The organism is Micromonospora sp. DT201, assembly GCF_049841575.1.
GTDB lineage: Bacteria > Actinomycetota > Actinomycetes > Mycobacteriales > Micromonosporaceae > Micromonospora.
Map to the genome: position 1 here is coordinate 32774 of NZ_JBNCKP010000008.1, position 26549 is coordinate 59322.

Annotated in this window: 25 protein-coding genes and 1 pseudogene; 4 read left to right on the forward strand and 22 right to left on the reverse strand. The window is 71.6% G+C overall.

Features of this window, described 5'->3' with window-relative positions; translation table 11 throughout:
- Window positions 1-136: 136 nt before the first annotated feature.
- A complete protein-coding gene (locus ACLQ28_RS15735; RefSeq protein WP_425687011.1) occupies window positions 137-1138 on the forward strand; it encodes a tyrosine recombinase XerC in 1002 nt (333 codons plus the stop codon).
- A gap of 41 nt (window positions 1139-1179) precedes the next feature.
- Window positions 1180-2361: an aminotransferase class V-fold PLP-dependent enzyme gene (locus ACLQ28_RS15740; RefSeq protein ID WP_425687012.1), complete on the forward strand. Its 1182-nt coding sequence runs from the start codon at window positions 1180-1182 to the stop codon at window positions 2359-2361.
- A 19-nt stretch (window positions 2362-2380) separates the two neighbouring features.
- On the opposite strand, the pseudogene ACLQ28_RS15745 reads toward ACLQ28_RS15740, so the two are convergent.
- Window positions 2381-3025, reverse strand: a pseudogene (locus ACLQ28_RS15745) (M23 family metallopeptidase); the annotation flags it as partial.
- 289 nt (window positions 3026-3314) lie between these two features.
- On the opposite strand from ACLQ28_RS15745, the gene ACLQ28_RS15750 reads away from it, so the two are divergent.
- Window positions 3315-4457 carry a sulfite oxidase gene (locus ACLQ28_RS15750; RefSeq protein ID WP_425687013.1) on the forward strand — a complete coding sequence of 381 codons (1143 nt, stop codon included), beginning with the start codon at window positions 3315-3317 and terminating at the stop codon, window positions 4455-4457.
- A 63-nt stretch (window positions 4458-4520) separates the two neighbouring features.
- Here the strand turns inward: ACLQ28_RS15750 and ACLQ28_RS15755 are convergent, their stop codons facing one another.
- The 18 genes from ACLQ28_RS15755 to proS form a co-directional block, all read right to left on the reverse strand.
- Window positions 4521-4844 carry a DUF2469 domain-containing protein gene (locus ACLQ28_RS15755; RefSeq protein WP_007075222.1) on the reverse strand — a complete coding sequence of 108 codons (324 nt, stop codon included), beginning with the start codon at window positions 4842-4844 and terminating at the stop codon, window positions 4521-4523.
- Window positions 4841-5653 carry a ribonuclease HII gene (locus ACLQ28_RS15760; RefSeq protein ID WP_425687014.1) on the reverse strand — a complete coding sequence of 271 codons (813 nt, stop codon included), beginning with the start codon at window positions 5651-5653 and terminating at the stop codon, window positions 4841-4843. Before ACLQ28_RS15760 ends, ACLQ28_RS15755 begins: the two co-directional genes overlap by 4 nt.
- A complete protein-coding gene (locus ACLQ28_RS15765) occupies window positions 5647-6180 on the reverse strand; it encodes an NUDIX hydrolase (protein ID WP_425687200.1) in 534 nt (177 codons plus the stop codon). The genes ACLQ28_RS15760 and ACLQ28_RS15765 overlap by 7 nt, the downstream gene beginning before the upstream one ends.
- 53 nt (window positions 6181-6233) lie before the next feature.
- The gene (gene lepB / locus ACLQ28_RS15770) at window positions 6234-6869 is read right to left on the reverse strand and encodes a signal peptidase I (RefSeq protein ID WP_425687015.1); all 636 of its coding nucleotides are present in this window, start codon (window positions 6867-6869) and stop codon (window positions 6234-6236) included.
- 10 nt (window positions 6870-6879) lie between these two features.
- A complete protein-coding gene (gene lepB, locus ACLQ28_RS15775) occupies window positions 6880-7746 on the reverse strand; it encodes a signal peptidase I (RefSeq protein WP_425687016.1) in 867 nt (288 codons plus the stop codon).
- Window positions 7747-7930: 184 nt separating this feature from the next.
- Complete coding sequence (gene rplS, locus ACLQ28_RS15780; RefSeq protein WP_007456548.1) at window positions 7931-8287, reverse strand: 50S ribosomal protein L19; 357 nt, start codon at window positions 8285-8287, stop codon at window positions 7931-7933.
- 143 nt (window positions 8288-8430) lie between these two features.
- On the reverse strand, window positions 8431-9204 hold the full coding sequence (gene trmD / locus ACLQ28_RS15785; protein WP_425687017.1) for a tRNA (guanosine(37)-N1)-methyltransferase TrmD: 774 nt from the start codon (window positions 9202-9204) through the stop codon (window positions 8431-8433).
- A 10-nt stretch (window positions 9205-9214) separates the two neighbouring features.
- Complete coding sequence (rimM, locus tag ACLQ28_RS15790; protein WP_425687018.1) at window positions 9215-9865, reverse strand: ribosome maturation factor RimM; 651 nt, start codon at window positions 9863-9865, stop codon at window positions 9215-9217.
- Window positions 9865-10125, reverse strand: a complete 261-nt coding sequence (locus ACLQ28_RS15795; protein WP_172862164.1) for an RNA-binding protein — start codon at window positions 10123-10125, stop codon at window positions 9865-9867. Before ACLQ28_RS15795 ends, rimM begins: the two co-directional genes overlap by 1 nt.
- A complete protein-coding gene (gene rpsP, locus ACLQ28_RS15800) occupies window positions 10100-10585 on the reverse strand; it encodes a 30S ribosomal protein S16 (RefSeq protein WP_425687019.1) in 486 nt (161 codons plus the stop codon). Before rpsP ends, ACLQ28_RS15795 begins: the two co-directional genes overlap by 26 nt.
- Window positions 10586-10804: 219 nt before the next feature.
- A complete protein-coding gene (locus ACLQ28_RS15805; RefSeq protein WP_425687020.1) occupies window positions 10805-12901 on the reverse strand; it encodes a geranylgeranyl reductase family protein in 2097 nt (698 codons plus the stop codon).
- Between the two features lies 1 nt (window position 12902).
- Window positions 12903-13886: a polyprenyl synthetase family protein gene (locus tag ACLQ28_RS15810; protein ID WP_425687021.1), complete on the reverse strand. Its 984-nt coding sequence runs from the start codon at window positions 13884-13886 to the stop codon at window positions 12903-12905.
- Window positions 13887-13888: 2 nt separating this feature from the next.
- Window positions 13889-15475 (reverse strand): hypothetical protein, encoded by a 1587-nt coding sequence (locus tag ACLQ28_RS15815; RefSeq protein ID WP_425687022.1) that lies wholly within the window; start codon window positions 15473-15475, stop codon window positions 13889-13891.
- A 34-nt stretch (window positions 15476-15509) separates the two neighbouring features.
- Window positions 15510-15746: a hypothetical protein gene (locus tag ACLQ28_RS15820; protein ID WP_425687023.1), complete on the reverse strand. Its 237-nt coding sequence runs from the start codon at window positions 15744-15746 to the stop codon at window positions 15510-15512.
- Window positions 15739-19566, reverse strand: coding sequence for a PKD domain-containing protein (locus ACLQ28_RS15825; RefSeq protein ID WP_425687024.1), 3828 nt, complete (start codon window positions 19564-19566; stop codon window positions 15739-15741). The genes ACLQ28_RS15820 and ACLQ28_RS15825 overlap by 8 nt, the downstream gene beginning before the upstream one ends.
- A 113-nt stretch (window positions 19567-19679) precedes the next feature.
- Entirely contained in the window at window positions 19680-20258 is a 579-nt protein-coding gene (locus ACLQ28_RS15830; protein ID WP_425687025.1) for a hypothetical protein, read from the reverse strand.
- 102 nt (window positions 20259-20360) lie between these two features.
- A complete protein-coding gene (locus tag ACLQ28_RS15835) occupies window positions 20361-21008 on the reverse strand; it encodes a DUF402 domain-containing protein (protein WP_425687026.1) in 648 nt (215 codons plus the stop codon).
- A gap of 28 nt (window positions 21009-21036) precedes the next feature.
- Entirely contained in the window at window positions 21037-22443 is a 1407-nt protein-coding gene (gene proS / locus ACLQ28_RS15840; protein ID WP_425687027.1) for a proline--tRNA ligase, read from the reverse strand.
- Window positions 22444-22497: 54 nt separating this feature from the next.
- Between proS and ACLQ28_RS15845 the strand changes: the two genes are divergently transcribed.
- Window positions 22498-22833 carry a TetR family transcriptional regulator gene (locus tag ACLQ28_RS15845; RefSeq protein ID WP_425687028.1) on the forward strand — a complete coding sequence of 112 codons (336 nt, stop codon included), beginning with the start codon at window positions 22498-22500 and terminating at the stop codon, window positions 22831-22833.
- A gap of 354 nt (window positions 22834-23187) precedes the next feature.
- Here ACLQ28_RS15845 and ACLQ28_RS15850 read toward each other — a convergent pair whose 3' ends face one another.
- From ACLQ28_RS15850 to ffh, 3 genes are all read right to left on the reverse strand, one after another.
- The gene (locus ACLQ28_RS15850; protein WP_425687029.1) at window positions 23188-24267 is read right to left on the reverse strand and encodes an amidohydrolase family protein; all 1080 of its coding nucleotides are present in this window, start codon (window positions 24265-24267) and stop codon (window positions 23188-23190) included.
- Between the two features lie 18 nt (window positions 24268-24285).
- On the reverse strand, window positions 24286-24864 hold the full coding sequence (locus ACLQ28_RS15855; RefSeq protein WP_425687030.1) for a Uma2 family endonuclease: 579 nt from the start codon (window positions 24862-24864) through the stop codon (window positions 24286-24288).
- Window positions 24865-24933: 69 nt separating this feature from the next.
- Window positions 24934-26493: a signal recognition particle protein gene (gene ffh / locus ACLQ28_RS15860; RefSeq protein WP_425687031.1), complete on the reverse strand. Its 1560-nt coding sequence runs from the start codon at window positions 26491-26493 to the stop codon at window positions 24934-24936.
- Between the last annotated feature and the right edge of the window lie 56 nt (window positions 26494-26549).

The following is a 26549-nucleotide window of genomic DNA, read 5'->3' on the forward strand; positions in this document are numbered from 1 at the left end:
AGGGTCGCCGAACACCGGCATCATCGTGGCCGGTAACGGACGACGATCGGCCGTAGGCTGGTGCCGTGCCAGCTGTCATTGGGGTTGCCCGGGCCGATCGACCGGGCGGCGCGCCGACGCGACAACAGCGGCTGCGATGAGCCGGCCGGAGCGGGGCACCCGGGCCATGCACCAGGCGCTACCGCCAGCGCTGCGCGACGCGGTCGACGATTTCGCCGAGCACCTGTCCCGGGTTCGTAACCGCTCGGCGCACACCGTCCGCGCGTACGTCACGGATCTCGTCTCGCTGCTCGACCACGCCGTGCGGATGGGCTGCGTCGACCTGGCCGACGTGGACCTGTCGGTGCTGCGCAGCTGGCTGGCGCGACAGCGCACCGTCGGTGCGGCCCGCACGTCGTTGGCCCGGCGGGCCGCGTCGGCGCGGGCGTTCAGCGCCTGGGCGCACCGGGCCGGGCTGCTCCCCGCCGACGTGGGTGCCGCGCTGGCCAGCCCTCGGGCGCACCGGGAGCTGCCCAGCGTGCTGCGCGCCGACCAGGCCGCCGCTCTGGTCGAGGCGCCGGCCCGGCAGGCACCGGCCGCGGACCCACCACCAGACGGGTCGGCATCGGGCGCAGCGAAAGAGCCCGCGACCGAGGCGGTGCCGCTGCGTGACCGGGTGCTGTTGGAGCTGCTCTACGCCACCGGGGTGCGGATCAGCGAGGCCTGCGGGCTGGATGTCGGTGACGTCGACCACGGCCGGCGGGTGATCCGGGTGTTCGGCAAGGGTGGGCGCGAGCGGTCGGTGCCGTACGGGGTGCCCGCGCAGAGGGCGCTGGACGACTGGCTGCGACAGGGTCGACCAACGCTTGTTGCCGACCGTTCGGGAGACGCACTGCTGCTCGGCGCGCGCGGCGGCCGGCTCAACCCGACGACCGCGCGGCAGATCGTTGGCGGGTACGCCGAGGCCGCAGGCCTACCCCGGACCAGCCCGCACGGCCTGCGCCACTCCGCCGCCACCCACCTGTTGGAGGGTGGTGCGGATCTGCGCGCCGTGCAGGAGCTGCTGGGCCACTCGTCGTTGGCCAGCACCCAGATCTACACGCACGTCTCGGTGGAGCGGCTGCGCGCCGCCTACCGGCAGGCGCACCCGCGCGCCTGATCAAGCGCCGGAGGGCGAGGGACCCCGGTTACGATCATCAAGTGAGCGTCCCGCAACCCCCTGAGCCGATCCCGGGCGCCCGCCTGCTCTTCTCCCTGGACCCGGCGGTCAGCCATCTCAACCACGGCTCGTTCGGCGCGGTCCCGGTCGGTGTGCAGCGAGCCCAGCAGCGGCTGCGCGACGAGATGGAGGCCAACCCCCTGCGCTTCTTCACCCAGGGGTTGGTCGACCGCATCGCGCACACCCGTCGGCACCTCGCCGGGTTCCTGGGTGCTGACCCCGACGGCAGCGCCATGGTGGGCAACACCACCACCGGCGTCGCCGTGGTGCTCCAGTCGCTGGGTCTGCAACCCGGTGACGAGGTGCTCAGCACCGACCACGGGTACGGGGCCGTGAGCCTGTCCATCCAGCGCGAATGCCGCCGTACCGGGGCGGTCAGCCGCGTCCTGTCGATCCCGTTGGCCGCCACCGACGAGCAGATCGTGCAGACCATCCGCGCCGGCCTGCGCCCCGGACGGACCCGGCTGCTCATCGTCGACCAGCTCACCTCGGCGACCGCGAGGCTCTTCCCGGCCGCCGCCATCGTCGGGGTGGCCCACGAACACGGCGTGCCGGTCCTGGTGGACGCCGCGCACGCCCCGGGCATGCTGGGCACCGCGGTGAGCAGCATCGGCGCCGACTTCTGGGCTGGCAACCTGCACAAGTGGGCGTACGCCCCGCGCGGGACCGCCCTGCTGGCGGTGGCACCGCAGTGGCGGGACCGGATCGAGCCGCTGGTGGTCTCCTGGGAGCAGGAGTCGGGTTTCCCGGCCCGGATCGAGTGGCAGGCGACTCTCGACTACACGTCCTGGTTGGCCGCCCCGGCGGGGTTGTTCACGCTGCGCACCCTCGGTGTCGACCGGGTGCGGGCGCACAACGCCGCGCTCGCCGCGTACGGCCAGCGGGTGGTGGGGGACGCTCTGGGGGTGCCTCCCGCCCAACTGCCCGACCCGGGCGGGCCGGGGGTGTCTCTGCGCCTCATCCCGCTGCCGGGCGGGACGGCCGCCACCATCGACGCGGCGCGGGCGTTGCAGACGCGGATCGGTGAGCGGCTCGCCACCGAGGTCGCGGTGATGAGCTGGGACGGCCGGGGGTGGCTGCGGCTCGCCGGTCAGGTCTACAACACCGCCGACGAGTACGAACGGCTGGCCGTGCGGCTGCCGGCACTGCTCGCCCAGCGCTGACACCACCGACGCCGACTCTGTCGACCGGGAGCAGTCGCACCGGGCCGAGGCCGAGCAGGGCCAGCGGGTCCAGGTAATCCGTGCCCCGGCGCAGGCCCCAGTGCAGGCACGCTTCGGCCGGGCAACCTGGATGCCCGGGCAGTAGCTCGCCCAGCGGCGCACCGGCGGTGACCGGCTGGCCGGGGCGTACGGCTGGTCGGACCGGCTCGTGGGTGGTCCGCAGCCCGTCGGCGTGCCCCACGGTGATCACCGGTCGGCCGGCGACCAGGCCGGCGAAGAGCACGGTGCCAGGCCCGGCGCTGCGGATCACCGCTCCGGCCGGCGCGGCGAGGTCGACGCCCCGGTGCCCGGCCAGCCACGGCTGGGGCGGCGGGTCGAACCGGCGCACCGGGCGGGGCGGGCCGTCGACCGGCCAGCGGAACCGCCCCGGCCCGTCACCTGCCGAGGCAGCCACCGAGGCGGGCACCGCAGCAGGCACCGGGACAGCCACCGGGGCGGGCTCCAGCGCCGCCACCGGCACTGCTCGCGACGGTGGTTGCCCGGGCACCGCCGCGACCAGCACGGCCAGCCCGCAGAGCAGAACGGTCAGCGCGAGTGGGAACGCGGCGCAGCGCAGCACGGTGTGGCTGATGGACCCGATACGCGGGGCGGATGGCGTTCTCATGACGGCAGCCTCGTGCCGAGGCCGGGTCGTCCGCCAGGCCGGCCGACCCAGCTGTGGATAACCGGAGGTGCTGTGGACGACGAACCAGAGTCGTCGATGATCTGTTATGCCCCGGGTTGGTGGACGCTGCCCAGCAGGAGCGGTTCGGTCAGCTCAAGGCGGGTGTCTGCGTACATCGGCACCTCGGCCGCCCCCGGCCGCTGCCGCCCGCGTCGTGTTCGGGCCGACGCGGAGGGCCTAGGCTGGGCCGCGTACGGCGGGTGCCGCCGTTAGGACCGGGGAGGCCCGCATGACCAGTGTCGACGACCGGACGCAGCCCCCCAACGGGCCGACGGTGGCCGAGGTGAGCGGGCCGTCCCGCCTCGCCGAGCCGGACGAGGCGATCAGCGCCGAGGAGTTGCAGCTCGCCGCCCGCAACCACGGCATCCCGTTGGAGGCGCTGCGCTACGACGTCACTCCGGCCGGGCTGCACTATCTGCTGATCCACTACGACATCCCGGAGGTTGACCCGGCGACGCACACGCTGACCATCGGCGGCGCGGTGGACAAGCCGCTGACGGTCACTCTCGACGAGCTGCGCGAGCGACCGCGGGTCACTCACCAGGTGACCCTGGAGTGCGCCGGCAACGGTCGAGCCCTGCTGCACCCCCGGCCGGTGAGCCAGCCCTGGCTGGTCGAGGCCGTCGGTAACGCCGAGTGGACCGGCACCCCCCTCGCACCGCTGCTGCGCGAGGCGGGCCTCGGGCCGGACGCGGTGGATGTCGTCTTCACCGGCGCTGATCACGGAGTCGAACGCGGAGTCGAGCAGGATTACCAGCGGGCGCTGCCGGTCGCCGACGCGCTGCGCGAGGAGGTGCTGCTGGCGTACGAGATGAACGGCGCTCCCCTGCTGCCGCAGCACGGTGCGCCGCTGCGGCTGATCGTGCCAGGCTGGTACGGGATGGCGCACGTCAAGTGGGTCCACTCCATCGAGGTCCGGACCGAAGCGTTCGAGGGTTACCAGAACGCGGTGGCCTACCGGGTGCGCCGTGACGCCGACGACCCGGGCGTGGCGGTCACCCGGATCGAGCCGCGGGCGCTGGTCCGACCGCCCGGCTTTCCCGACTTCATGTCCCGTCGCCGGGTGGTGCGGCCCGGTCCGTGCACGCTGGATGGTCGGGCCTGGTCGGGGCATGCGCCGGTGGTGGCCGTGGAGGTGACCACCGACGGCGGGGAGAGCTGGGCCCCCGCCGAGCTGGACCCGGCGGACGGCGGGGATTTCGCCTGGCGGCGCTGGCGGCACGAGTGGGTCGCGACACCCGGTCGGTACGTGCTCGGCGCGCGGGCGACCGACGCGTCCGGGCGGACCCAGCCGGTCGAGCAGCCGTGGAACCGTGGCGGCTTCGCCAACAATCTGGTGCAGCGGGTCGAGGTCGTGGTGCCGGCCGAGTGATCGCCGGCGGGTGCTACACCACGGGTGGGGGGCCCGTGGTGCGGCTGGGCGGCACGGCCGCGGTCAGCCGCCGAAGCCGGAGTCGGCGGGGAGCGAGATGTCGGGCTTCTCCAGCTCCTCGACGTTGACGTCCTTGAAGGTCATCACCCGGACGTTCTTCACGAAGCGGGCAGGACGGTACATGTCCCATACCCAGGCGTCGTGCATCTCGACCTCGAAGTAGACCTCGCCGTCAGAGTTGCGCACGTGCAGGTCGACCTGGTTGGCCAGGTAGAACCGACGCTCTGTCTCCACCACGTACGAGAATTGGCGGACAATGTCGCGGTACTCCCGGTAGAGCTGCAGCTCCATCTCGGTCTCGTACTTCTCGAGATCTTCCGCGCTCATCGCACTCCGCCTTCCATGGCCACATCTTCCCCCACCGGCGCCGTAGGCCGAGGCTGCTCGCCCGACGCCACGCCGACGGTACCCCCTGACGCCCAGGCGCGCTCCATCGGCTCATCCGGGCCGTTACCGCCGGGCCGTCGGGCGCGCGGCGGTCGGCCGTCGCGGCCCGAGACCGCGGCGACATTGACGTACGAGAACCGGTGCTCCCGGCACGGCCCGTGCTCGCGCAGCGCCGCAGAGTGCTCCGGGGTGATGTAGCCCTTGTGCTCGGCGAAGCCGTACGCCGGGAACACCCCGTCCATCTCCACCATGAGCCGGTCCCTGGTGACCTTGGCGAGCACGCTGGCCGCCGCCACGCATGCGGCAACCCGGTCGCCCTTCCACACCGCCAGCCCCGGCGCCCCCAGGCCGTCCACCCCAAAGCCGTCGGTCAGCACGTATTCCGGTCGCGTGGTGAGCGAGGCGAGCGCCCGGCGCATCGCGGCCAGGTTGCACACGTGCAGCCCTCGGGCGTCGACCTCCTCAGCGGGGATGACCACCACGGCGTACGCGAGTGCGCGGTCCACGACCTCCGCGTACACCCGTTCCCGGCTGGCCGGGGTGAGCAGCTTCGAGTCGGCCAGCCCTTCGATCTCGCCGCGCCGGCCTTCGGGCAGCACCGCGGCGGCGGCGACCAGGGGACCGGCGCAGGCGCCCCGGCCCGCCTCGTCGGCTCCGGCGACGTGCCGGAAGCCGCGCCGTTGCAGCGCCCGTTCCAGGGCGTACAACCCGGCCTCACGGCGCACGACGGTACGAGGTGGGGTCAGCACGGCGCCTCGCCCCGGCCGGTGGCGCCCTGCTGCCCCAGCCGGGCCAGCAGGGCGGTTAGCTCCGCGGGGTAGAACCGCTCACCGCTGGCCGCCAGCTCGTCGGGAAGCCACCAGCGGTGGCCGGCAATGCTGCGCTGCTCGATGTCGTCGAAACCGGCCGTGTCCACCTGCCAGGCCTGCACCCGGAGGAGGAAGAAGTCCTGCTCCTGGCGATACCACACGCCGTCGAAGGAGAACTCGGTCGTGTCGGACCAGACCGGCTCGCCCAACTCGGCCGGGTCGGGCCGAAGCCCGGTCTCCTCAGCCAACTCCCGGGCTGCGCCCGCCGCCGGGGACTCCCCCGGATCGAGCCCGCCGCCCGGGGTGAACCAGTAGCGGTGCCCTGGTCGAGCCGGGTCGAGGCCCTCGAACAGGAGGACCTGGCCGGCCGCGTCGACGAGCAGCACGCGGGCCGCGCGTCGAGGGGTGTAGACACGGTTGGCACTGTTCTCGCCTGCGGGGCTCGCAAGCTCACTCCTCGCGCTCACGGTCACCGCCCCAGCCTGCCAGACCGACGGTGGATCGCCCACGCCCCGTCGGTCTACGGCTTGGGAATGCCGTCGAACTCATCGGGCACCGTCAGCCAGGTGGCCCGATTGACCGGCCAGAAGACGGTGAACGCCCGGCCGACCACGTCGTCTTCGGGGATCGTGGCCTCGGTGATGTTCTGCCCGGACTGCTGCCAGTGCTCCAACGAGTCACCGGAGGCCGAGCGGTGGTCACCCATCACCCACAGCCGGCCCTTCGGCACGGTGATGTCGAACTCCTGGTCGGCCGGCTTGTCGCGGATCCCATCCATCGAGAAGATGTACGGCTCGTCCAGCGACTTGCCGTTGATCATCAGCCGTTCCTGCGGGTCGCAGCAGACCACGTGGTCGCCGGGGGTGCCGATAACCCGCTTGATGAAGTCCTCACCGTCGGGGTTGCCGCTCCACTCGATCGGAGCCTTGAAAACGATCACCTCGCCACGGTGCGGCGAGCGGAAGTCGTAGACCAGCTTGTTGACCAGCACCCGGTCATCGATCTTGAGAGTGTTCTCCATGGAGGGGGAGGGGATGAAGAAGGTCTGCAGCACAAAGGCGCGGACCAGCACCGCGACCAGGATCGCCACACCCAGCAGGATCGGCAGTTCCTTCCAGAAGGAGCTGCGCGGCTTGTCGGTCTGCTCGTCAATCACGCCAAGGAGCCTACGTTGCCGAACTGGACGTCATCGCCCGGAACGCGCGGGAACCACGTAGTGCGGCTGCCAGCGGGAGAATCAGCAGCACACCGCCCTGCGGGGTCGGTCGCACCGGGGGCGTGCCCGAGGATGCCGCAGCCGGCCCGGACACGTCGTCGAAGGTCGACGGCACCGGCAGCGAGTCCCACCGCGAGGAGGGCCAGACCACCATGAAGGCCCGGCCGACCACGTTGTCGATCGGCACCGGGCCCTGGCAGCGTGCGTCCTGGGAGACCTCGCGGTGGTCGCCCATCACGAAGATCTGACCGGGCGGTACGACGACCTCGTCGAAGCGCCGGGAGCGGCACTCCGACGGGTTGGGCGGCAGGTCGAGTGGAGAGTCGCGCAGGACGTACGGCTCGTCGAGCGGTGTGCCGTTGACGGTCACCCGACCCTGGCTGTCGCAGCACTTGACGCGGTCGCCGGGGAGGCCGATCACCCGCTTGATGAAGTCCTTCTCACCGGGGCGGCTCACTCCGACCAAATCGCCGACGGTCCGTGTCAGTTTGCCGGCGAAGCCCGGCTCCGGCTGCTCGTCGACCTGCGGTGCCCAGCGGTCGGTGCCCCGGAAGACCACCACCTCGCCGCGGACCGGGTCACGGACGTCGTAGACGACCTTGTTGACCAGCACCCGGTCCCCGATGAGGAGGGTGTCCTCCATCGAGCCGGACGGGATGAAGAACGCCTGGAGCAGGAAGGTGCGGATCAGCACCGCGAGGCAGAACGCGACGACCAGCAGCAGCGGAAGCTCCTGCCAGAGGGGCATCTGCCGCCGGGTGCGGCGGGCCCGCCGGCGCCACGGATCTACGGTGCCGTCCTCGTCAAGCGTCTGCACACGCCACTCCCCGGTCCACAGAAACACTACCGCCCGGGAGCCTCGTCGAGGCTCCACGGGCGGTAGTGGACGGCTGCCCGCCCCGTGGGCGGACCCGCCGCCTTGCTGCGCCCGTGACGACCAGGGTAATGCGGTCTGGTCGTTACGGCATACGCGCAGCTCAGGCGGCGTGGCGAGCGGGAAGTCAGCTGGGCTGCTTCTCCCGCTTCTCCTTGATCTTGGCCTTCTTGCCGCGCAGCTCGCGCAGGTAGTACAGCTTGGCGCGACGCACGTCACCGCGGGTCACGATCTCGATCCGGTCGATGCCCGGGCCGTTGAGCGGGTAGGTCCGCTCGACACCGACACCGAAGCTGACCTTGCGGACCGAGAAGGTCTCGCGCAGACCGTCACCCTGGCGACGGATCACGACGCCCTGGAAGATCTGGACACGGGACCGGTTGCCCTCGACGACGCGGGCGTGCACCTTGACGGTGTCACCGGCCCGGAAGTCGGGAAGGTCGGTCCGCTTCGACTGGGCGTCAAGGGCGTCCAGGATGTTCATCGCTGCGTCCTCGTAAGGCTCACGGCGCACCGTCACTCGGTGCGCGGGTGGGTGATTCTGATCCCCGGGTGATGGTCGGCGAGCCGACCCCGGTCGGGGATCCTCGCAGCCGCCCGCGGGCGCGGACGGATGCGGCAACCCCCCTACTTTGCCACATCCCCCGGTGGCTGCTGAAATCCGGCCCGGTCCAGAGCCGCGATGTCCCGTTTGTCGAGCCGTTCGGCGGGCAGTGCGGCGAGCAGGTCCGGGCGCCGGGCCGCGGTGCGCAGCAGACCCTCCTCGCGCCGCCAGCGGGCGATCTTGCCGTGGTCACCGGAGCGGAGCACCTCCGGCACGTCGTGCCCACGCCAGCTCGGCGGCTTGGTGTAGATCGGGGCCTCCAGCAGCCCGTGGGCGTGCGACTCCTCGTCCAACGAGCCCGCGTTGCCCAGCACCCCCGGCAGTAGCCGGGTGACCGCCTCCAGCATCACCAGGACCGCGACCTCGCCGCCGAACAGCACGTAGTCACCGAGCGAAACCTCGGTGACCGGCATCCGGGTGGCGGCGTGCGCCAGCACGCGCTGGTCGATCCCCTCGTAGCGGCCGCAGGCGAAGAGCAGATGCGACTCGGCGGCCAACTCGTACGCCATGGCCTGCGTGAACGGCGCACCGGCCGGCGACGGCACCAGCAGCCGGGGCGGCGGGGCCTCGGCTGGCGCGAGCGCGTCCAGCGCCTCCCCCCACGGCTCCGGGCGCATCACCATCCCCGGCCCACCGCCGTAGGGGGTGTCGTCGACCGTGCGGTGCACGTCGTGGGTCCAGGTCCGCAGGTCGTGCACGGCAAGCTGGAGTACGCCGTTGGCCCGCGCCCGCCCGATCAGCGACAGGTCCAGCGGGGCGAAGTATTCCGGAAAGATCGACACGACGTCGACGCGCATGGGGGCGGTCCTAAAGATCGAGCAGTCCGGCCGGCGGGTCGACGATCACCCGTCCACCGGCGAGGTCGACCTCCGGAACGATCGCCCGGACGAACGGGATCAACGCGGTACGCCCCTCGGGGCGTCGCAGCACCAGCAGGTCGGAGGAGGGCGCGTGGTCGATGCGGACCACCTCGCCCAGCCGTTCGCCGGCCGGGGTCACCACAGCCAACCCGACCAGTTGGTGGTCGTGGAACTCCTCCGGGTCCTCCGGAGGCTCCACGTCAGCGCTGTCCACCACGAGCAGGGTCCCGCGCAGTGCCTCGGCACCATTGCGGTCCAGGATCCCCTCGAAGGCGACGAGCATCCGCCCCTGGTGGAAGCGGGCTTCCTCGATGGTCAGCGCCGCCGGAACCCGGAACAGCACCCCGGGCCCAGCCGCAGGAGCGGGCGTCGCCCCCGGCTCAGTGCTGCTGCGCGGGGTCGCAGGTGGGGGCGTCGCCCCCGGCTCAGTGCGCAGCACGGGGCTGCGCGGGGATGCAGGCGGGGGCGTCGCCCCCGGCTCAGTGCGCAGCACTGTGCCGGGGGCGAACCGCGCTTCGGGCTCGTCGGTCCGCACTTCCACGGTGACCTCACCGCGGACACCGTGCGGCTTGCCGATCCTGCCGATGACGAGCTGCATCAGTACGAGTCGACGATGTCGACGCGTACACCGCGCCCGCCGATGGAGCCGATCACCTGGCGCAGCGCCTTGGCGGTCCGACCGGACCGCCCAATCACAGTGCCGAGGTCCTCGGGGTGCACGCGGACTTCAAGCCGCTTGCCCCGACGGGAATCGACCATCCGCACCCGGACGTCGTCCGGGTGGTCGACGATGCCCTTGACCAGGTGCTCCAACGCCGGACGCAGAGGCATGTCAGGCCTGCTCACCGGCGTCGGCAGCGGCGGGAGCCTCGGCCGGAGCCTCGGTCTTCGGCGCCTCGGCCGGAGCCTCGGTCTTCGCAGCCTCGGCAGCCTTGGCGGCCTTCTTGGCCGGCTTGGCCGGGGTCTCCGGGGCGAGCCCGGCGGCGGCCTTCGCCTCAGCCTCGTACGCCGCCTTGCGGTCGGCCCGCTCGGGGGCAACCAGGAGCGGCGGCGGGGCCGGCAGGCCCTTGTACTTCTGCCAGTCACCGGTCAGCTCCAGCAGCCGCTGCACCGCCTCGCTCGGCTGAGCGCCGACGGACAGCCAGTACTGGACCCGCTCCGACTTGACCTCGATGATCGAGGGGTCTTCCTTGGGCTGGTAAACCCCGACGAACTCGATCGCCCGGCCGTCGCGCTTGGTGCGCGAGTCGGCGATGACGATGCGGTACTGCGGGTTGCGGATCTTGCCCATCCGCAGGAGCCGGATCTTTACGGCCACAGTTGTTTCGCTCCTGTTGCGATCTCACCGGCCCGTGCGGGCGGTGTGCATGGGTGAGCGCCGACCGGGCCCGTGGGGTTGGGCCGGAGACTACTCGGTGGACTAGCGACGTGCCCGGGTTAGAGGGCGCCGGACGCGCGCCGGATACCAGCGACCCATTCTGCCAGATGGAGCGCCGATCACTCGCACCGGAGCCCCCGGCAGGCCCGCCCGATGTCGCTACGTGACCGACATCACCCTGCTTTCGGGGTCCACGGGGCCCGGCAGCCCGGGGGTGGCCAGCCGAGCCAGCAGCTCGCGGGCCGGTCCGGCGGGCACCACCCGCAGCGCCTCTCGCGCCCGTTGGGCATGCTCGGCGACCAGGCCGAGCAGCCCGACCACCCGTGGGTCGTCGCGCGCAACCGTCCCGGGCTGCGCCGACCCACCCCACCGGGACGCCCCGGCCAACTCCCGAAGCTGCTCGCCGAGGGCGTAGGCCGCGCCAACCTCACGACCGTACGTGGCGAGCGCGTTCACCACCGGTGCCCGGGCCCCTCCGAGCCGGCCGCCGAGCCGACACGGCAACTCGAACGCGATGGCGGCACGCCCGACCAGGACGGCACCACCGGCACCCCCGCCCGACGGTGGGTCGTCGCGCAACTCCAGAGCCCGCCCCTCACAGGCCACCGTCAGCGCCTCGGCGAACTCGGCGACCACCGGGCCACCGCCCTGCGCGGCGAACTCGTACGCGCGGGCCAACAGGAAGTCCGCGACCAGGACGGCGAACCGGTTGCCCCAGGGCGTCGGTCGGGGCCCGGTCGACCTGGGCTCCTCCCGGGCGCTGTCCACCGCCAACCCGGCGAGCAGACCCAGGTCCACCGCTGCGGCGAGGGCGTGCCGAAGCGGATGCTCACGGCCCCCGACCGCTGCGGCGACCAGCAGCAGCACCGCCGGACGCAGCGAGAGGGTCGACAGGTCCTCGTCCACCCCGCCGAGCCGGACGAACATCGGCCAGTCCTCCCGAACGCAGCCGGCCAGCAACTCTCCCACCGCCATGAGATCCCGCCGCAGGTCGCGGGCGAGGTCCGGAGCCGGCTGGGGCAGCGGGTCCAGCAGGACACCCGCCCGCGCCCCGTCCGGAAAGAGCGCCAGCCGGCGGCAGAGGGCGAACAGTGGGCGGTCGTCGTCGAAGGTGGCGTCGAGGACCCGCCAGGCCAGCAGGTAGCGGCGCACCGAGTACCGGCCGGTCTCGAAGTAGCCGGCCTGCCGGGCCGCCAACTGCCGGGCGTACGGGGCTGGATCCACCGGTCCCGTTTCGGCGCGGCGAAGTGCTGTGTCGATCCGGTCGGCGGCGAGCAGGCCCGACTCCAGGGCGAAGCTGATGCCCTCGCCGGTGAACGGGCTCACCAGCCCCGCCGCGTCGCCGACCAGCAGCAGCCCCGGCACACCACACCGGGACGGGTCGAAGTCCAGCCGCAGCGGCGCACCGGTCATCGGTCCGGCCGGACGGGCCGCCCGGAACCGGTGGTCGGTCGCCGCCAGTTCGGTGACGAAACGCTCGTACAGCAATCGGACGTTCTCCCGGTGGGCCGGGTCGAACAGGCCCACGCCGACGTTTGCCGTCCCGTCGCCGACCGGGAACACCCAGCCGTAGGAGGGCAGCACCCGCCGGTCCGTGACGTCCGCCAGCGGAAGGTGGATCTCCAGCAACTCGTCGAGGTCCGTCACCTGAGTGAAGTAGCCCCGAGCGGCGAACCCGGTCCACTCCCGGTCCGGGCTCCGCAACCCGGCCTGGTGAGCCAGCCGCGAGGAGGCCCCGTCGGCGGCGACCACCGCCGGTGCACGCAGCGCGAACCGGTGGCCCTCGTACTCCACCTGCACGCCGTGGACCCCGGCGGCGCCGCCGAGCAGCCGGGTCGCGCGGGCTCCGGTCCAGAGCACCGCACCGGCGCGCACCGCTCGCCGGCACAGCACCGCGTCCAACTCCAGCCGGGGCACCACCATGCCGTACCCGGTGCCGTCGAGGTCCTCGTAGTGGAAGTCGCGACCGCCCCGCCCGCGCATCCGGATCCGCACCCCGCCGACCCGCTGGGCACCCGTCAACTCGTCGAGCACCTCCATGTCCGCGAGCAGCCGCACGGCGCTGCGGGTCAGGCCGTCGCCGCAGCACTTGTCGCGGGGGAACTCGCGGCGGTCGATCAGCAGAACCCGGCGGCCCAGCACTGCCAGCCGGTACGCCGCGGCCGCACCGCCCGGACCGGCGCCCACCACGACCGCGTCGAAGCCGTCGAGCCGGTCCGGGACCATCGTCGGAGTCGGCGTGTCCGGGGTGACCATCTCAACCCGCCCGCGTGACGGCGTAGTCGGCGAGTCGGACCAGCGAGTCCCGGGCTGGGCCGGGCGGCAGTGGGTCCAGCCGCCGGGCTGCCTGGGCGGCCCGGCTCCGGGCCTCGGCGAGGACCTCGTCCACGGCACCCGAGGCGACGACCAGCTCAGCCACCTCGGCCAGCTCCGCCGGGGTCGGTTCGCGTACCTCCAGGAGGTCGCGCACCCGCCCGGCCTCCGAAGTGTCGCGGGCCAGCAGCCGCAGCACCGACATGGTGTACACCCCTTCCCGCACGTCCGTCAGCGGCCGTTTGCCGAGTGCCGCGTAGCTGCCGCGCACGTCGAGCGCGTCGTCGGTGAGCTGGAAGGCGACTCCGAGGTCGTGGCCGTACCCGGCCAGCGCCTCGACGGTCGCCGGCGGCGCCCCGGCGAGCAGCGCACCCAACCGGCAGGGCAACTCGAACAGGGTCGCCGTCTTGCCGGCGATGATCTCCAGGTGCTCCGCCTCGGTCAGGCCGAGGTAGAACGCGTTCTCCGTCTCGCGGAGCTGGCCTGTGCAGAGCGCGACCAGCGCGGCGGCCGCCTCCCGGCCGTACCGGTCGTCGAAGGCGGCGAGCAGGGCGATCGCCCGGGCCACCAGGAAGGTCCCGGCGACCACGGCCGCCGGCTCGCCCCATTCGGCGTTGACGCTGGGGCCGTGCCGGCGCGTGACGGCCCGGTCCATCACGTCGTCGTGGTAGAGCGAGGCGAGGTGCAGCAACTCCAACGCCGCGGCGGCGTCGAGCAGGTGCGCCGGACGGACGGTGCCGAATTCAGCCGCGACCAGCAGCAGCGCGGGCCGGATCCGCTTGCCGCCCCGGCGTTGCAGTGCCGTCGCCATCGCCCACAACGCCGGGTCCGACGCAGCAACGGCCTCCCGCATCCGCCGGTCCAGGCCGGCCAGCGCCTCCCGGGTACGCGCGCTGGCCAGCCAGTCCGGGTCGGTTGCGTTGCCCACCGTCACCGCTTCCGCTTCGGCTTCGGCTTGGTGGGCTTGTCAGCCGACGGTTGGCCGACGTCACCGCCGCTCGCACCGCCACCGCAGCCACAGCCACCGTCGCCGCGTCGTCCACTGCCCGGAGCGCACAGAGTGGGCACCCGCTCGACCAACTCCTGGGCCTTGTGCAGCAGTTGCTCGTCGTCGAGCATCCGCAGGATCTCCACCGGAGTACGACCGACGGCGTCGTTCGCCAGCGCCAGCACCTCCTCGGCAGCGGAGAGCTCCTCGGCGGTCAACCGGTCCGCGAAGCGGCGCAGCGTCTTGCGGGCCTCGTCGAGGTGCTCGGCGGTGAGTGTCGCCTCGGAGCGCTGCGGCTGGAGCAGTGCCGCGCGGGCCGTCTCGGCGTAGGTGTCGTAGAGCTTCTGCAGGTGCCGCCGGTCGGCGTCGGAGAGCTTCGACGCCCGAGCCCGGGCCACCAGCCGATCCTCGTTGGCGAAGTAGGTGTCGACAGCGAACCGGCCGACCCGGGTCTGCTGCAGGTAGCGCTGCCGGAACTCCTTCTCGACCGCCACGTCGAGGTCGACGTCACGGTCCAGGACCCGGCGGGCGGTGCTGCTGGAAGCGCAGCCGCAGGCACTCTCGTTGCCACCCTCGCCGCCCAGGTAGACCACCGACCCGGAGTCGCCACCCTCGGACAGGTGGGCCGTGGCGATCTGATTCTCGAAGGTGGCCACACCGACGCCGGGGCCGTAGTCGATGCTCGCGCTGACGTCCAACTCGGTCACCGTGGAGGTGGTGTACTCCGTGGTCCGGCCGACCTTCTCCACGTTGCTGCCGATGTCGACGCCGGCGATGGCACCCGCGCCGCCCAGGAAGGTCACGTCGAGCTGGCGCAGCACCTCGTCGATGGGGTTGATCAAAGTCCGGTTGCACGAGCCGGCGAAGAGCAGACCGATCGCCGGATGGTCACTGTTGGCCACCGGGAAGATGTTGTCCTTGACCTGGTCGATCACGTCGTTGGGCTGGGAGACCTGGCCGATCGCGCAGTCCACCCGGTTGCCCGCCGGGTTGATCATGACGAATCGCTTGAGCGTGGCGATGGTGTCGGCCGGAGCGGTGCCGCCGTCGTACGAGCCGGGTTGCACGATCGCGTCGCCGATCGCCCCGGCGTTGGAATTGGCAAGCACGTGGTTGTTGCTCAGGATGCAGAGCGAACCGTCGGTGTTGTCGGTGACCAGCGCGCCAAGCGTGCCGGCCGTGACGTCGATGTGCGCGACGCTCACCCCGTTGGGCGCCGGACGTTCCCGCGCGGTGAACTCCTGGGCGAAGAACGGGCCAGTCTCCACCACGTCGACCTCGACGAAGTCGGGCCCGAAGTAGACCCGCCGTGGCAGCAGCCGGGTGGTGGGTAGGAACTGCCTCGGCACCTTGCGCACCACGTACACCACCAGCGCCGGCTCGTCCGTGCGGCGGCCACTGACCTCCCGTCGGCCGTAGGCGAGCCCACTGACGTTCGGGTCGCCGAGCAGCCCGGCCAGTGGCCCTTGACGAGCCGCCCGAGCCAAGGCCCGGGCCTTGACGTAACTGTCGTCGTTCGGATTGGACATGGCCGCCTCCTGACGGATGGAACGGGGTGATGGATCAGGTTCGGCGGGCCTCGAACGGCCCGGTGAGCACGAAGCGCAGCGCGACACCGTCGACGCGCTCGCTGGTGAGGGCCACCAACACGGGGTCGGTGACGTAGACGGTGATGACGTACGGGCCGGCCGGGTCGGGCCGGCCGATGCCGGTGCCGACGGCGGCGAACCGCCGGGTGAGATCAGCGCGGTGCGTGGCCAGCACGGCACGGACGGCGTCGAGCGAGTTGGGTTCAGCCACAGCAGCCACCACGGAACGGCGATTCGGAACGGCGCGTCGGGCCGCTGACACCGGGGTCGATCGGAACCGGGTGCGACGTGGGGTCACCGTGTTCGTCAGCGGAGTCGTCGTCGGGCTCGGAGTCGTCGGCGGGCCCGGAGTCGTCGTCGGGCCCGGAGTCGTCGTCGGGCTCGGAGTCGTCGGCGTACTCGGCGCAGAGCCGGACCAGCAGCCCCTCCGCCGACCGCCCGACGATCCGGACGGCGACGATGCCGGGACCGGTGAGCGTCACCGTCGCCGGGCCCGGCGGCGAGTTCGCCGGCACGTCCACGCGGTCGAGCTGCGTACCGTCGTCGTCGAACGCGGTCAGCTCGACCGGTTTGCCGCCCTGGTTGGCCAGGGTGACGACGACCCGGTCCGCCGGGTGGGGCAGGGCGACCTCGACGCCGGCGCCGAGTTGGAGGGCCGCACCGCCGGTGGGCGGCCCGACCTCGACGACCACCCGGCCGGCGCCGTCCAGGGAACGGATGAGGAACTCGTGGTCCGTCCACTCCGCGGGGTACTGCGTGCCGGGCTGGCGGTCGGCGAAGTCGAGGCAGTCGCGCGGCCTTGGCGGCGGCGGCTCCGTCGGGCAGTACGGCTGCACGGCCAGCAGGTCCACGTCGTCGAACCACACCCGTCCGCCGCCCCTTCGGGGTTCACGCCCGTCGGCCGCCGCCTCCAGGAAGACGGTCACCGCGGCGGCCTGCGCGGCGACGCGTACCGTCAGCGGGTTCCACAGCTGGGCGCTCGTGCCGTCGCTCCAGACGACGGCGGCGGACGTCGGGTCGGTGCCGCCGGTGGGGTCGACGCCGAGCCGCGCCGTCGCCGGGTCGGCCTGGTCGAGGTCGTACCAGGCGGTGAGCTGGTAGGCCCAGCCCGGGTTGGCCCCGATCTGCTGACGGACACCGACCCGCTGCTGCGGACCAGGCACCAGCCCCTGAGCGCGGCGACCACCGTGCACCACGAAGTTGCTCGCGGCGTGTTGGCCGGTGCCGCCGGACGTCGAGCCGGCCAGCACGTACGGCTCCCAGCCGTTGGCGACCTGCCCGGTGGTGCGCTGGGCGAACCCGTCCTCGAAATGCCGGTTGACCACGTCGACGGCCCGGACCACCAACTCGTCGAACCCTGTCCCGCCGTCGTCGTCGGTCACCGTGCACCGGGTCAGGAACGTGCCGCAGTCCGGGTAACGGTGGGACAGCACGGCGGTCCCCCGGCCGACCGGCGGCTCGTGCGTCTCGTCGACCACGGCCGGCAGCGGCGGGGTGCAGTCGCCGAAATCCCAGACCGCGGTGTGCGTGTCGCACCAGCCTGGATCGGTGAACCGGGCGGTGAGAGTGAGGACTGTGCAGGGGTAGGTGAACAGGTCGGGGCCGGCATCGACCACCGGCGGGACGTTGCGCACCGTCACGGTCCGGGTGTCCGTCGCCATCCCACCGTTCTGGTCCCGGACCCGCAGGGTCACCTCGTACACACCGTTGTCGCACCAGGCGTGCTCGACCGTGCTGGTGCCCTCAGCTCGGGGCGGGGTGTTGGTTTCCACGACCGTGCCCGACTCGGTGGGTTGGGCGTCGCCGAAGTTCCAGGTGGTCTCGTGGGTGTCGGCGTACTCGACGTCACTGAACCGGCCGACGAGCGTGACCACCTCACCCTCGTCGACGGTGAGATCCGGGCCGGCGTCGACCGTGGGCGGCACGTTGGCGACGTACACCAGAGCGAAGTGACGGCTGGTGGCGCCGCCGGGCTGGTTGATCGTCAACGAGTGCGCCGCCAGATAGGTGCCGCTGGCCGCGTAGACGTGGTTGACGTCCGCGGTGGCGGCCGGTGCCGCGCCGTCGCCGGTCAGCCAGGTGTAGCCGGCCGCGGCGCTGGTGTGCCCGGCGGCCAACAGCAGGGCCGACTGGGCCGTCCCGGTGTACGGTCCGCTGCTGCGGGCGGCGAGCACCTCGGTGCTCTCACAGGAGCTGAGCACCTCCAGGTCACCGGCGAGGACGAGCCCGTCGGCGTTGATCACGACCGGGTCGAAGAAGACGGCCCTGACCCGCCCGATCCGGGCCAGCTCGGGCGGCCAGCCGGTGATGCCGCTGACCGCTCCGGTGATCGGATCGACGAGGCGTGACCCGCCGATGTTGTTGACCACGGCCGTGATGACCGCGGCGACCACGATGATGATGATCGCGATCAGGATGCTCCCGGCGCCGAAGCTGATGATCGCCAAGATGATGGCGATGACCCAGAACAGGACCGACTCCTCGGGGTCGACGTCCGGTTCGCCGATCAGGTGGTTGTCCATCCGCTGGACGCCGTCGGGGTTGAGGTCGCCGCTCGGGGTCCAGTGCAGTCCCACGTCGGCCCGGAAGCTGGCGTCGACGTCGATGCTGCCGAGGATCGCGTCGATGACTGTCAGCTCGCCGGTCATCCGGATCGACCCGTCGCGCAGTACGACGTCCAACTCGCGGACGTCCGCCTTGTCGTCGCCCTGGTCGACGCGGCGCGGCAGGTCGCTGTCCGCCCAACCGTTGGTGACCCGGGCGGAGTCGATGTTCTCCTGCACGATCGTTCCGTCGAGCAGGATGGCGAAGTCCCGACCGGCCGGTACGACGTTGGTCATCGCCCCGATGTCGGCGCCCTCGCCGGCGTTGATCGCGATCACCAGTAGATCGGCGAAGACCCGGCTGGCGACGTTCTCGGCCTCGAACACCTCGCCACCGACCTCCGGCGTCCACAGGGCCAGGAAGCCCCGCCCGGCCAGGTCGTTGAAGAGCAGGTCGCCGATTGCCGTCTCGATCTGCGCCACGGTGGGCACCACGACGCTCTGCGACCCGAAGCCGTGCACCAGCGCCACCCCCTGCTGATTCAGCTGGGCTTGCAGCGCGTTGTCGAGGAACCCGAAGAGGGTGGCGTTGTTGGTGGTGAAGTGGGTGCCCTCGATGCCGGGCGCCGGGTTGATCGGCCCCGCGACCACGGTCGCGGTGTCGAAGCGCAACGTGTACGCCCCCGGCGGGGTCTCCAGCGGCACCGTGATGGCGAGCCGCGTTTCCACAGCCATCGGGTCGGCCAGCGCGGGTGCCGCACCACTGCCCACGATGTGGAACATCCGCAGGTAGATCGGCATGCTGATGAGGACGTGCCCCGGATCGGGCTGACTGACGTCGATCCGGTGGGCGGGGTCGGCCTGGTCGTCGTAGATCTCCAGGTGGGTGTCGAGGGTGTAACTGCCGACGCCGAGACCCAGGACCACCCCGGTGTCGTCCTGCTCGTGTGGGATCGCCGGGATCCCGGGATGCAGCACGCCCCCGGGGCCGCCGTTCTCGTACGCGAAATGGATGTATTCGCCGAGGATCTGGACGAGCTTCGGGGCGAGAGGGTCGCCGCTGGTCAGGGTCGCGGTGACCGCGCTGCGGGGCAGGCTGTCGAAGCGCAACCCCACATTCTTCGAGTCGGGCAGCACTCCGATCGGCACGGCGGCGTGCGCGGTGGCGGTGAGGTCCAGCAGTTGCGCGGAGGGCACCGGCGGGTCGGCGACGGTCACCTGGATGATCAGGCCGAAGGTGAGTTCACAACCGTCGATGTCGGGTCGTGGGGTGGCGTCGAGCTGGTCGCGGGGGATCTCCACCTGGCCGCCGGCCGTGGTGAACCCGCCGATCCCGAGGCCGGCCGGGACCGGCAGGTATTGCGGGATACGTCCCTCGTCGGTGCTGGTGTCGCCGCATTCGGCCGACTTCCAGGCACCCTGTAGGGCCTTGCGGAGAACGGGCGGGGTCGCCTCGATGACGACCTCGAAGCCATGGGTGTCGGCCATTGGTCCCCCTTCGGGGCCGGTGTGGTGGAGGCCGGAGGGTGTGGACGGCCGGATGCCGGGCCGGACGTCAGGAGGTGCTCGGGGCCGTCGCCGCGCGACGGGCCGCCCGTTGGTCAGCGGGGGTGGGTGTCGGGTTCCGGGTCCGGCGCTGGCGACTGGAGTCGGCCAGTCACGGCCGTCAGCGGTGTGGTCACCGCACCGCTGAGGATCGCGGCGAAGGCTTGCGGGGGCGCGAACCGCGGCCGGCGGGCGGAGATCCGTCGGTATTCCAGCAGCGGATCCATGACCGGGTGCCGGTCCCGTAACGGTTCCAGCGGGTCGGGGCCGGCACCGCCGGGCTGCCAGCGCGGCGGGTCGGTGTCCGGCTCCTCGCCGTCGGAGCACGGGAGCACGCCCAGGTCGATCAGGAGCCTGCGGACGGCGGGGCCGTCATCGGGGTCGACCTGGCGATCGACAAGCCGGGCGATAGCGGTACGCAGCTCGGCAAGCTTCTCGGCGGCGGTGGGTCCGAGCCGGATGCGGTCGCCGATGCCGGTACGGGTGTCGGGGTTGAACTCGTAGCCGAGGTGCTCGACGGCGAGCAGCGGGTTCGTGGCTGCCGCTATCGCGACGGCGGGAGCGGCATTCAGCCGGGCGAGGATCACGCCCGCGCGGGCCTGCAGGTCGGAGAAGGTGTTGATCTGGTCGGCCATCGGGCCTCCCATTACTGGGGGTGACGTTGCCTGAACCCTAGGCCGCCAGACCGCTCACGCACTCACTATGTCCGCAGGACGACACAGAGTAATCAACACAGGTCAGCGGACTGGTGGGCGGTCCCATCCGGCGGGCAGCCCGTCCGGTACGCCCCAGTCCGGCGGCGGGGCGTAGTCACACCAGGTGCCGTCGAACGGGAACACGCCCGCCTCGGCGAGGCCGATCACCCGCTTTCCCTCGGCGCGTACCGCAGCCTCGTCGGTGACCCAGTAGTCCTCCGGAAAGGCGAGCCGCTCGACGAACTCGTCCTCGTCCTTCCACTGCCAACTGAGGTCCGGGTGGACGACCACGTCCAGGTCCTGGTCCACCACGTCCACCCCGGCCACCGGCCCGTCGTCCCACCGGACGCCCGGCTCCTCCAGGTTGACGTACCAGTTCAGGAAGCGCCCCTGCCCATCACGGAACCACCAGACCGAGTGGGCCGCCCCGGTGGGCAGGAACTTCAGCAACGGCGGGCCATTCCAGCGCCCACGCGCCAGCCGGTACGTCGACGAGATCCACTGGGCGAACGGCATCGCCCGCATCCCGAGGCCAGCCTCGGTCACCTCGTGAGCCACCGGCGAGTCCCGGGCGACCCACACCAGCAGGCCCCGCTCGTCGTCGCTGACCACCCGGCACGGTCGGACCCAGCCGATCCGACCGTGCCGCACGTTCCGATGCATGATCAGCCGACCGGGCTCGAAGCGCACCGCAGCCACCTTCCGGCTGGTGAAAACCTCAGTAGGCGCGGGCGAGAATGGCGATCAGGTCGGGCTCGTCCTCGGAGTCCGGCACCGAGCCGTCGGCGCGCAGCAGGCAGCGCACCGTGACGCCCTGACCGTTCGCCTCGGCCTCGCCGGCCACGCCGACCGCCGACCACGGCACCCGGGCCCAGCCGGTCGCGGCTGCCTCGATCGCCTCGGCGAGGGTCGCCACCTCCACCGTGCGCGACTCGCGGTTGGCCAGCGCCTGGTCGTGCAGCACCTGCTGGTCGGTCTCCAGAGCGGCCAGCACCGCACCGACCACATCGGCCACCGGCGTCGGGGACTTCGAGCCGTCCGTCCGCCGCACCACCACCGCGTTACCGACGGCCAGGTCGCGGGGGCCCACCTCGACGCGTACCGGATAGCCGCGCAGCTCGGCGTCGACGGCCCGGCGGCCGAACGGGGTGTCGGTCCGGTCGTCGAGCGCGACCCGGACACCGGCATCGCGCAGGCCGTCGCGCAGCTTGGCCGCCGCCTCGCCCACGCCGTCGCCGTCCTTGACCACCATGACGTACGCCTGGATCGGCGCCAGCTTCGGCGGCACGCGCAGGCCGTTGTCGTCGCCGTGCGCCATGATCAGGCCACCGAGCATCCGGGTGGACGTGCCCCAGGAGGTGGTCCAGGCGTGCTCCCGGCCACCCTCCTTGGAGGAGTAGCTGATGTCGAACGCCTTGGCGAAGTTCTGGCCCAGCTCGTGGCTGGTGCCCAACTGCAACGCCTTGCCGTCACCCATCATGCCTTCGCACGTGTACGTGGCGGTCGCGCCGGCAAACCGCTCACGCGTCGTCTTCAGGCCCACCACGACCGGAATGCCGATCACGTTGACCATCAGGTCCTCGTACGCCTCGTGCAGGATCCGCCGCGCGTACGCCCGGGCGTCCTCGCGGGTGGCGTGCGCGGTGTGCCCCTCCTGCCAGAGGAACTCGCTGGTACGCAGGAAGATCCGCGGGCGCAGCTCCCACCGGACCACGTTGGCCCACTGGTTGAGCAGCAGCGGCAGATCCCGGTACGAGTCGATCCACTTGGCCATGAACTCGCCGATGACCGTCTCACTGGTGGGGCGTACCACCACCGGCTCGGCGAGCGGCTTGCCGCCACCGTGGGTGACGACCGCCAGCTCCGGCGAGAAGCCCTCGACGTGCTGGGCTTCGCGCTTGAGATAGCTCTCCGGGATGAACAGCGGGAAGTACGCGTTCTCCGCACCCGCCGCCTTGATCCGGGCGTCCATCTCAGCCTGCATACGCTCCCAGATGGCGTAGCCGGCCGGTCGGATGACCATGGTGCCGCGGACAGGGCCGTTGTCGGCCAGCTTTGCCTTGGCGATCAGGTCCTGGTACCAGCGGGGGAAATCCTCCGCACGGGGAGTGAGCACGCGAGCCATGACCGCACATCCTATGCGCCATGCGTGCGGCCATCGCGTCCGGGAGTCGCCGTCGTGTGTCGCGACCCGCTCGTGCGCTGCGCCGCCCCCTCCTCGCACCAGCGGCTGCGGGACACGCTCGTGGACGCGGCCCATGCCCGGACCAGCGCCGTCGGGCGAAATCCGGTCCGGATGGGCGGAGTGGCCACCACGGCCGGGGTGAGCCGGCAGACCGTCTACAACGAGTTCGGCAGCAAGGCGGGGCTGGCCGAGGCGCTCGCCCGCGCCGAGGCGGAACGGTTTGTCGGCAACGTCCGTGCCGCGCTCGTCGCACACGGCGCCGACGTACGGGCCGACGCGTACGCACGCACGCGGCGCAGGCAGCAAGATCGCGCTCGAACCTGGCTGTAGTGGCATCCCATGTCGTCGATACCACTACAGCCATGGATCGAACGCGATCCTGTCCGGTTTGTTCCCTGGGGGTGGGGCAGGTCGCCTCCCTGGGCTCGCCCCAGGGTCGTCGAGGGGGCGACTCGGGCGTGATCGACTCCACGTCGCCGATGTGGCGGTATCCGTGTGGGCGAGAGACCGCCACATCGGCGAAGCGGAGTGGATCACTCAGCGGGCGGGGACGGGGCAGGGCGTAGGGCAGGGCGTAGGGCAGGGCAGGCGCGGGGGCAGGACGAAGGAAGGCAGGCCAGACCCGGGCACAGGCCAGACCCGGGCACAGGCCAGACCCGGGCACAGGCCAGACCCGGGGCAGCTTCAGCGGATTACTTGGCCGCGCAGGATCGTGCGGGTGGGGGCGCGGACGACGCGCAGGTCGCGGCGGGGGTCCTCGGGGTAGACGGTCAGGTCGGCGAGGCCGCCCTCGACCAGCCCGGGGAAGCCGAGCCACTCCCGGGCGCCCCAGGACGCGGCGGCGAGCACGTCGATCGGCGCCATGCCGGCCTGCTCGTGCAGCAGCAGCATCTCCTCTGCGGCCAGCCCGTGGTCGATGCCGCCACCGGCGTCGGTGCCCACGTAGATAGGCACGCCTGCCTCGTACGCGGCACGCACCACCTCGGGGAAACCGTCGCGTAGCGCGATCATGTGCTCGGCGTACCCCGGGAACTTGGCCCGCGCCTGATCGGCGATGTGCCCGAAGGTGGCGATATTGATCATCGTGGGGATCAGCGCGGTGCCCTGGCGGGCCATCTCGTCGATCAGGTCGAGGCTCAGCCCGGTGCCGTGCTCCACCGAGTCCACCCCGGCCCGCACCATGATCTCGACAGCGGACTCGGAGAAGGTGTGCACGGCAGCGCGTACCCCGGCGTCGTGCGCGGCCCGCACGGCCGCGGTGAGGGTGTCGGCGTCCCACGCCGGCGCCAGGTCGCCCACGCCCCGGTCGATCCAGTCGCCAACCAGTTTCACCCAGCCGTTGCCGGCCCGCGCCTGTGCGGCCACCGTCGCGGCGACCTCGGCCGCGCCGACCTCCACCCCGATGTCGCGCAGGTAGCGCTTCGGCGGTGCGACGTGCCGGCCGGCACGGGCCAGTCGCGGCAGGTCCGGCTCGTCGTCGAGTTCGGGGTACGGGTACGGCGAACCGGCGTCGCGGATCGCCAGCACACCGGCGTCCCGGTCAAGATGGGCCAACTCGCGGGCCTGGTCGAGGGAGGTGATCGGGGCGCCGCCACGGGCGATGCCGATGTGGCAGTGCGCGTCGACCAGCCCTGGCAGCACGAAGCCGTCGTCCACGACAGTCTCCGCACCAGGCACCGGGGTGAAGGTCACCCGGTCGCCGACCAGCCAGAGATCCCGGACCTCGTCGTCGGGGAGCAGCACGCCGCGCACATGAAGAGCCATGCGCACAGTCCTACCCGATCACCTCTTCGCCCGTTCGAGGACCTCCTGTCGGCGGCGCGTCCACGCCGGCAGGTCCAATATCACCTTCCATGGGCGGTCGATGGTGACAAGGCCATCGGTCTCCACGCTGGGTTCGTAACCGCCCTTGGGGCTGAGCAGCAGCTCGGTGAAAGTGATCTTCTCCCGCAACGGGTCGATCACCCAGTACGCGGCGACGCCCGCGTTGGCGTAGATGCGAACCTTCTCGTGCCTGTCACGAATAGTGGAGTCCGGCGAGATCACCTCGACCGCGAGCAGGGCATCCTGCACCGGCACGGGTGACCGGTTGGCCTGCTCGACACGGATGACCACCACGTCCGGTCGTGGCTCGTTACGGCGGTCGATCGACAGCGACTGGTCCATGCTGACGAAGAAGTCGTCCGGGCAGGCGAGTTCCAGGGCGAACATGACGCGACCGCAGATGAACTGATGCAGCGGTGTGGGGGACGGCACGATCAGCCGTCCGTTGATCAGTTCGTACGGAAGGTCCTTCGGCAGTTCGCCGAGGTCGTCGACCGTCCACTCGTGCCGCTCCGGCAGGATCGAGGCTGCGGTCATGACATCTCCTTCCCGGGGGGCGACATCACCGTAGGCAAGGATGACGTCGCCCGCCGCCACCGACACGCGTCAGCGTGGGCCCTTGTCGCCGCCCTTGCCGAGCTTGTTGAAGTCGATCTTCGGGAGCTTGAAGCCGGGCGGCAGGCCCTGGCCACCGGCGAGGTCGTTCGGGTCCAGGCCCGGCGGGAGCTGCGGCATGCCACCGGGGAAGCCGCCCGGCATCCCGGCGCCGGCCCCGGTACGCGGACGACCGCCACCCTTGGTGCCCTTGCGCTTGTTCTTCGGCGACTTGGTCGCCTTGCGCCGGCCACCGCCGGGCAGGCCCATCATCCCGCCCATCTGCTTCATCATCTTCTGCGCGTCGGTGAAGCGGTTGAGCAGCTGGTTGACGTCCATCACGGTGACCCCGGAACCGTTGGCGATGCGTGCCCGGCGGGAACCGTTGATGATCTTCGGGTTGGTCCGCTCACCCGGGGTCATCGACCGGATGATCGCGGTGACCCGGTCGAAGTGGCTGTCGTCCAGATCGGCGAGCTGGTCCTTCATCTGACCCATGCCCGGCATCATGGCCAGCACGTTGGCGATCGGGCCCATCCGCCGCACCGCGATGAGCTGGTCGAGGAAGTCCTCCAGGGTGAACTGCTCACCGCCCATCAGCTTGGCGGTCATCTTCTCCTTCTGATCGGAGTCGAAGGCCTGCTCGGCCTGCTCGATCAGAGTGAGGACGTCGCCCATGCCGAGGATCCGGCTGGCCATCCGGTCGGGGTGGAAGACGTCGAAGTCCTCCAACTTTTCACCGGTGGAGGCGAACAGGATCGGCTGCCCGGTCACCTCGCGGACCGACAGCGCGGCACCACCACGGGCGTCGCCGTCGAGCTTGGAGAGCACCACGCCGGTGATGCCGACGCCGTCGCGGAACGCCTCGGCGGTGCGGACGGCATCCTGACCGACCATCGCGTCGATGACGAAGATGACCTCGTCCGGCTGGACCGCGTCACGGATGTCGGCGGCCTGCTGCATCATCTCGGCGTCGATGCCGAGTCGGCCGGCGGTGTCGACGATGACGATGTCGCGGGCCGCACGCTTCGCGTGCTCGATCGATGCGCGCGCCACCTGCACCGGGTCACCGGTGCCGTTGCCGGGCTCCGGGGCGTACACCTCGACGCCAGCCCGACCACCGAGCACCTGCAGCTGCCCGACGGCGTTGGGACGCTGGAGGTCGGCGGCCACGAGCAGCGGCTGGTGCCCCTGGGTCTTGAGCCAGCGGGCCAGCTTTCCGGCCAGGGTCGTCTTGCCAGAACCCTGAAGGCCGGCCAGCATGATCACCGTTGGCGGCTGCTTGGCGAACTGGAGCCGTCGCCCCTCGCCGCCGAGCACGGTGATCAGCTCTTCGTTGACGATCTTGATGATCTGCTGCGCCGGGTTCAGCGCCTGGGAGACCTCGGAGCTGCGGGCCCGCTCCTTGACGGCCGCGATGAAGCCCTTGACGACCGGCAGCGCGACGTCCGCCTCCAACAGCGCGAGGCGGATCTCGCGCGCGGTGGCGTCGATGTCGGCGTCGGTGAGCCGCCCCTTGCCGCGGAGCTTGGTGAAGATCCCGGACAGGCGGTCACTCAAGGTGTCAAACACGCGAACATCCCGTTTGTCAGTGTTCCGGCGGGCACAACGCGGCCGGCACTGCGGAG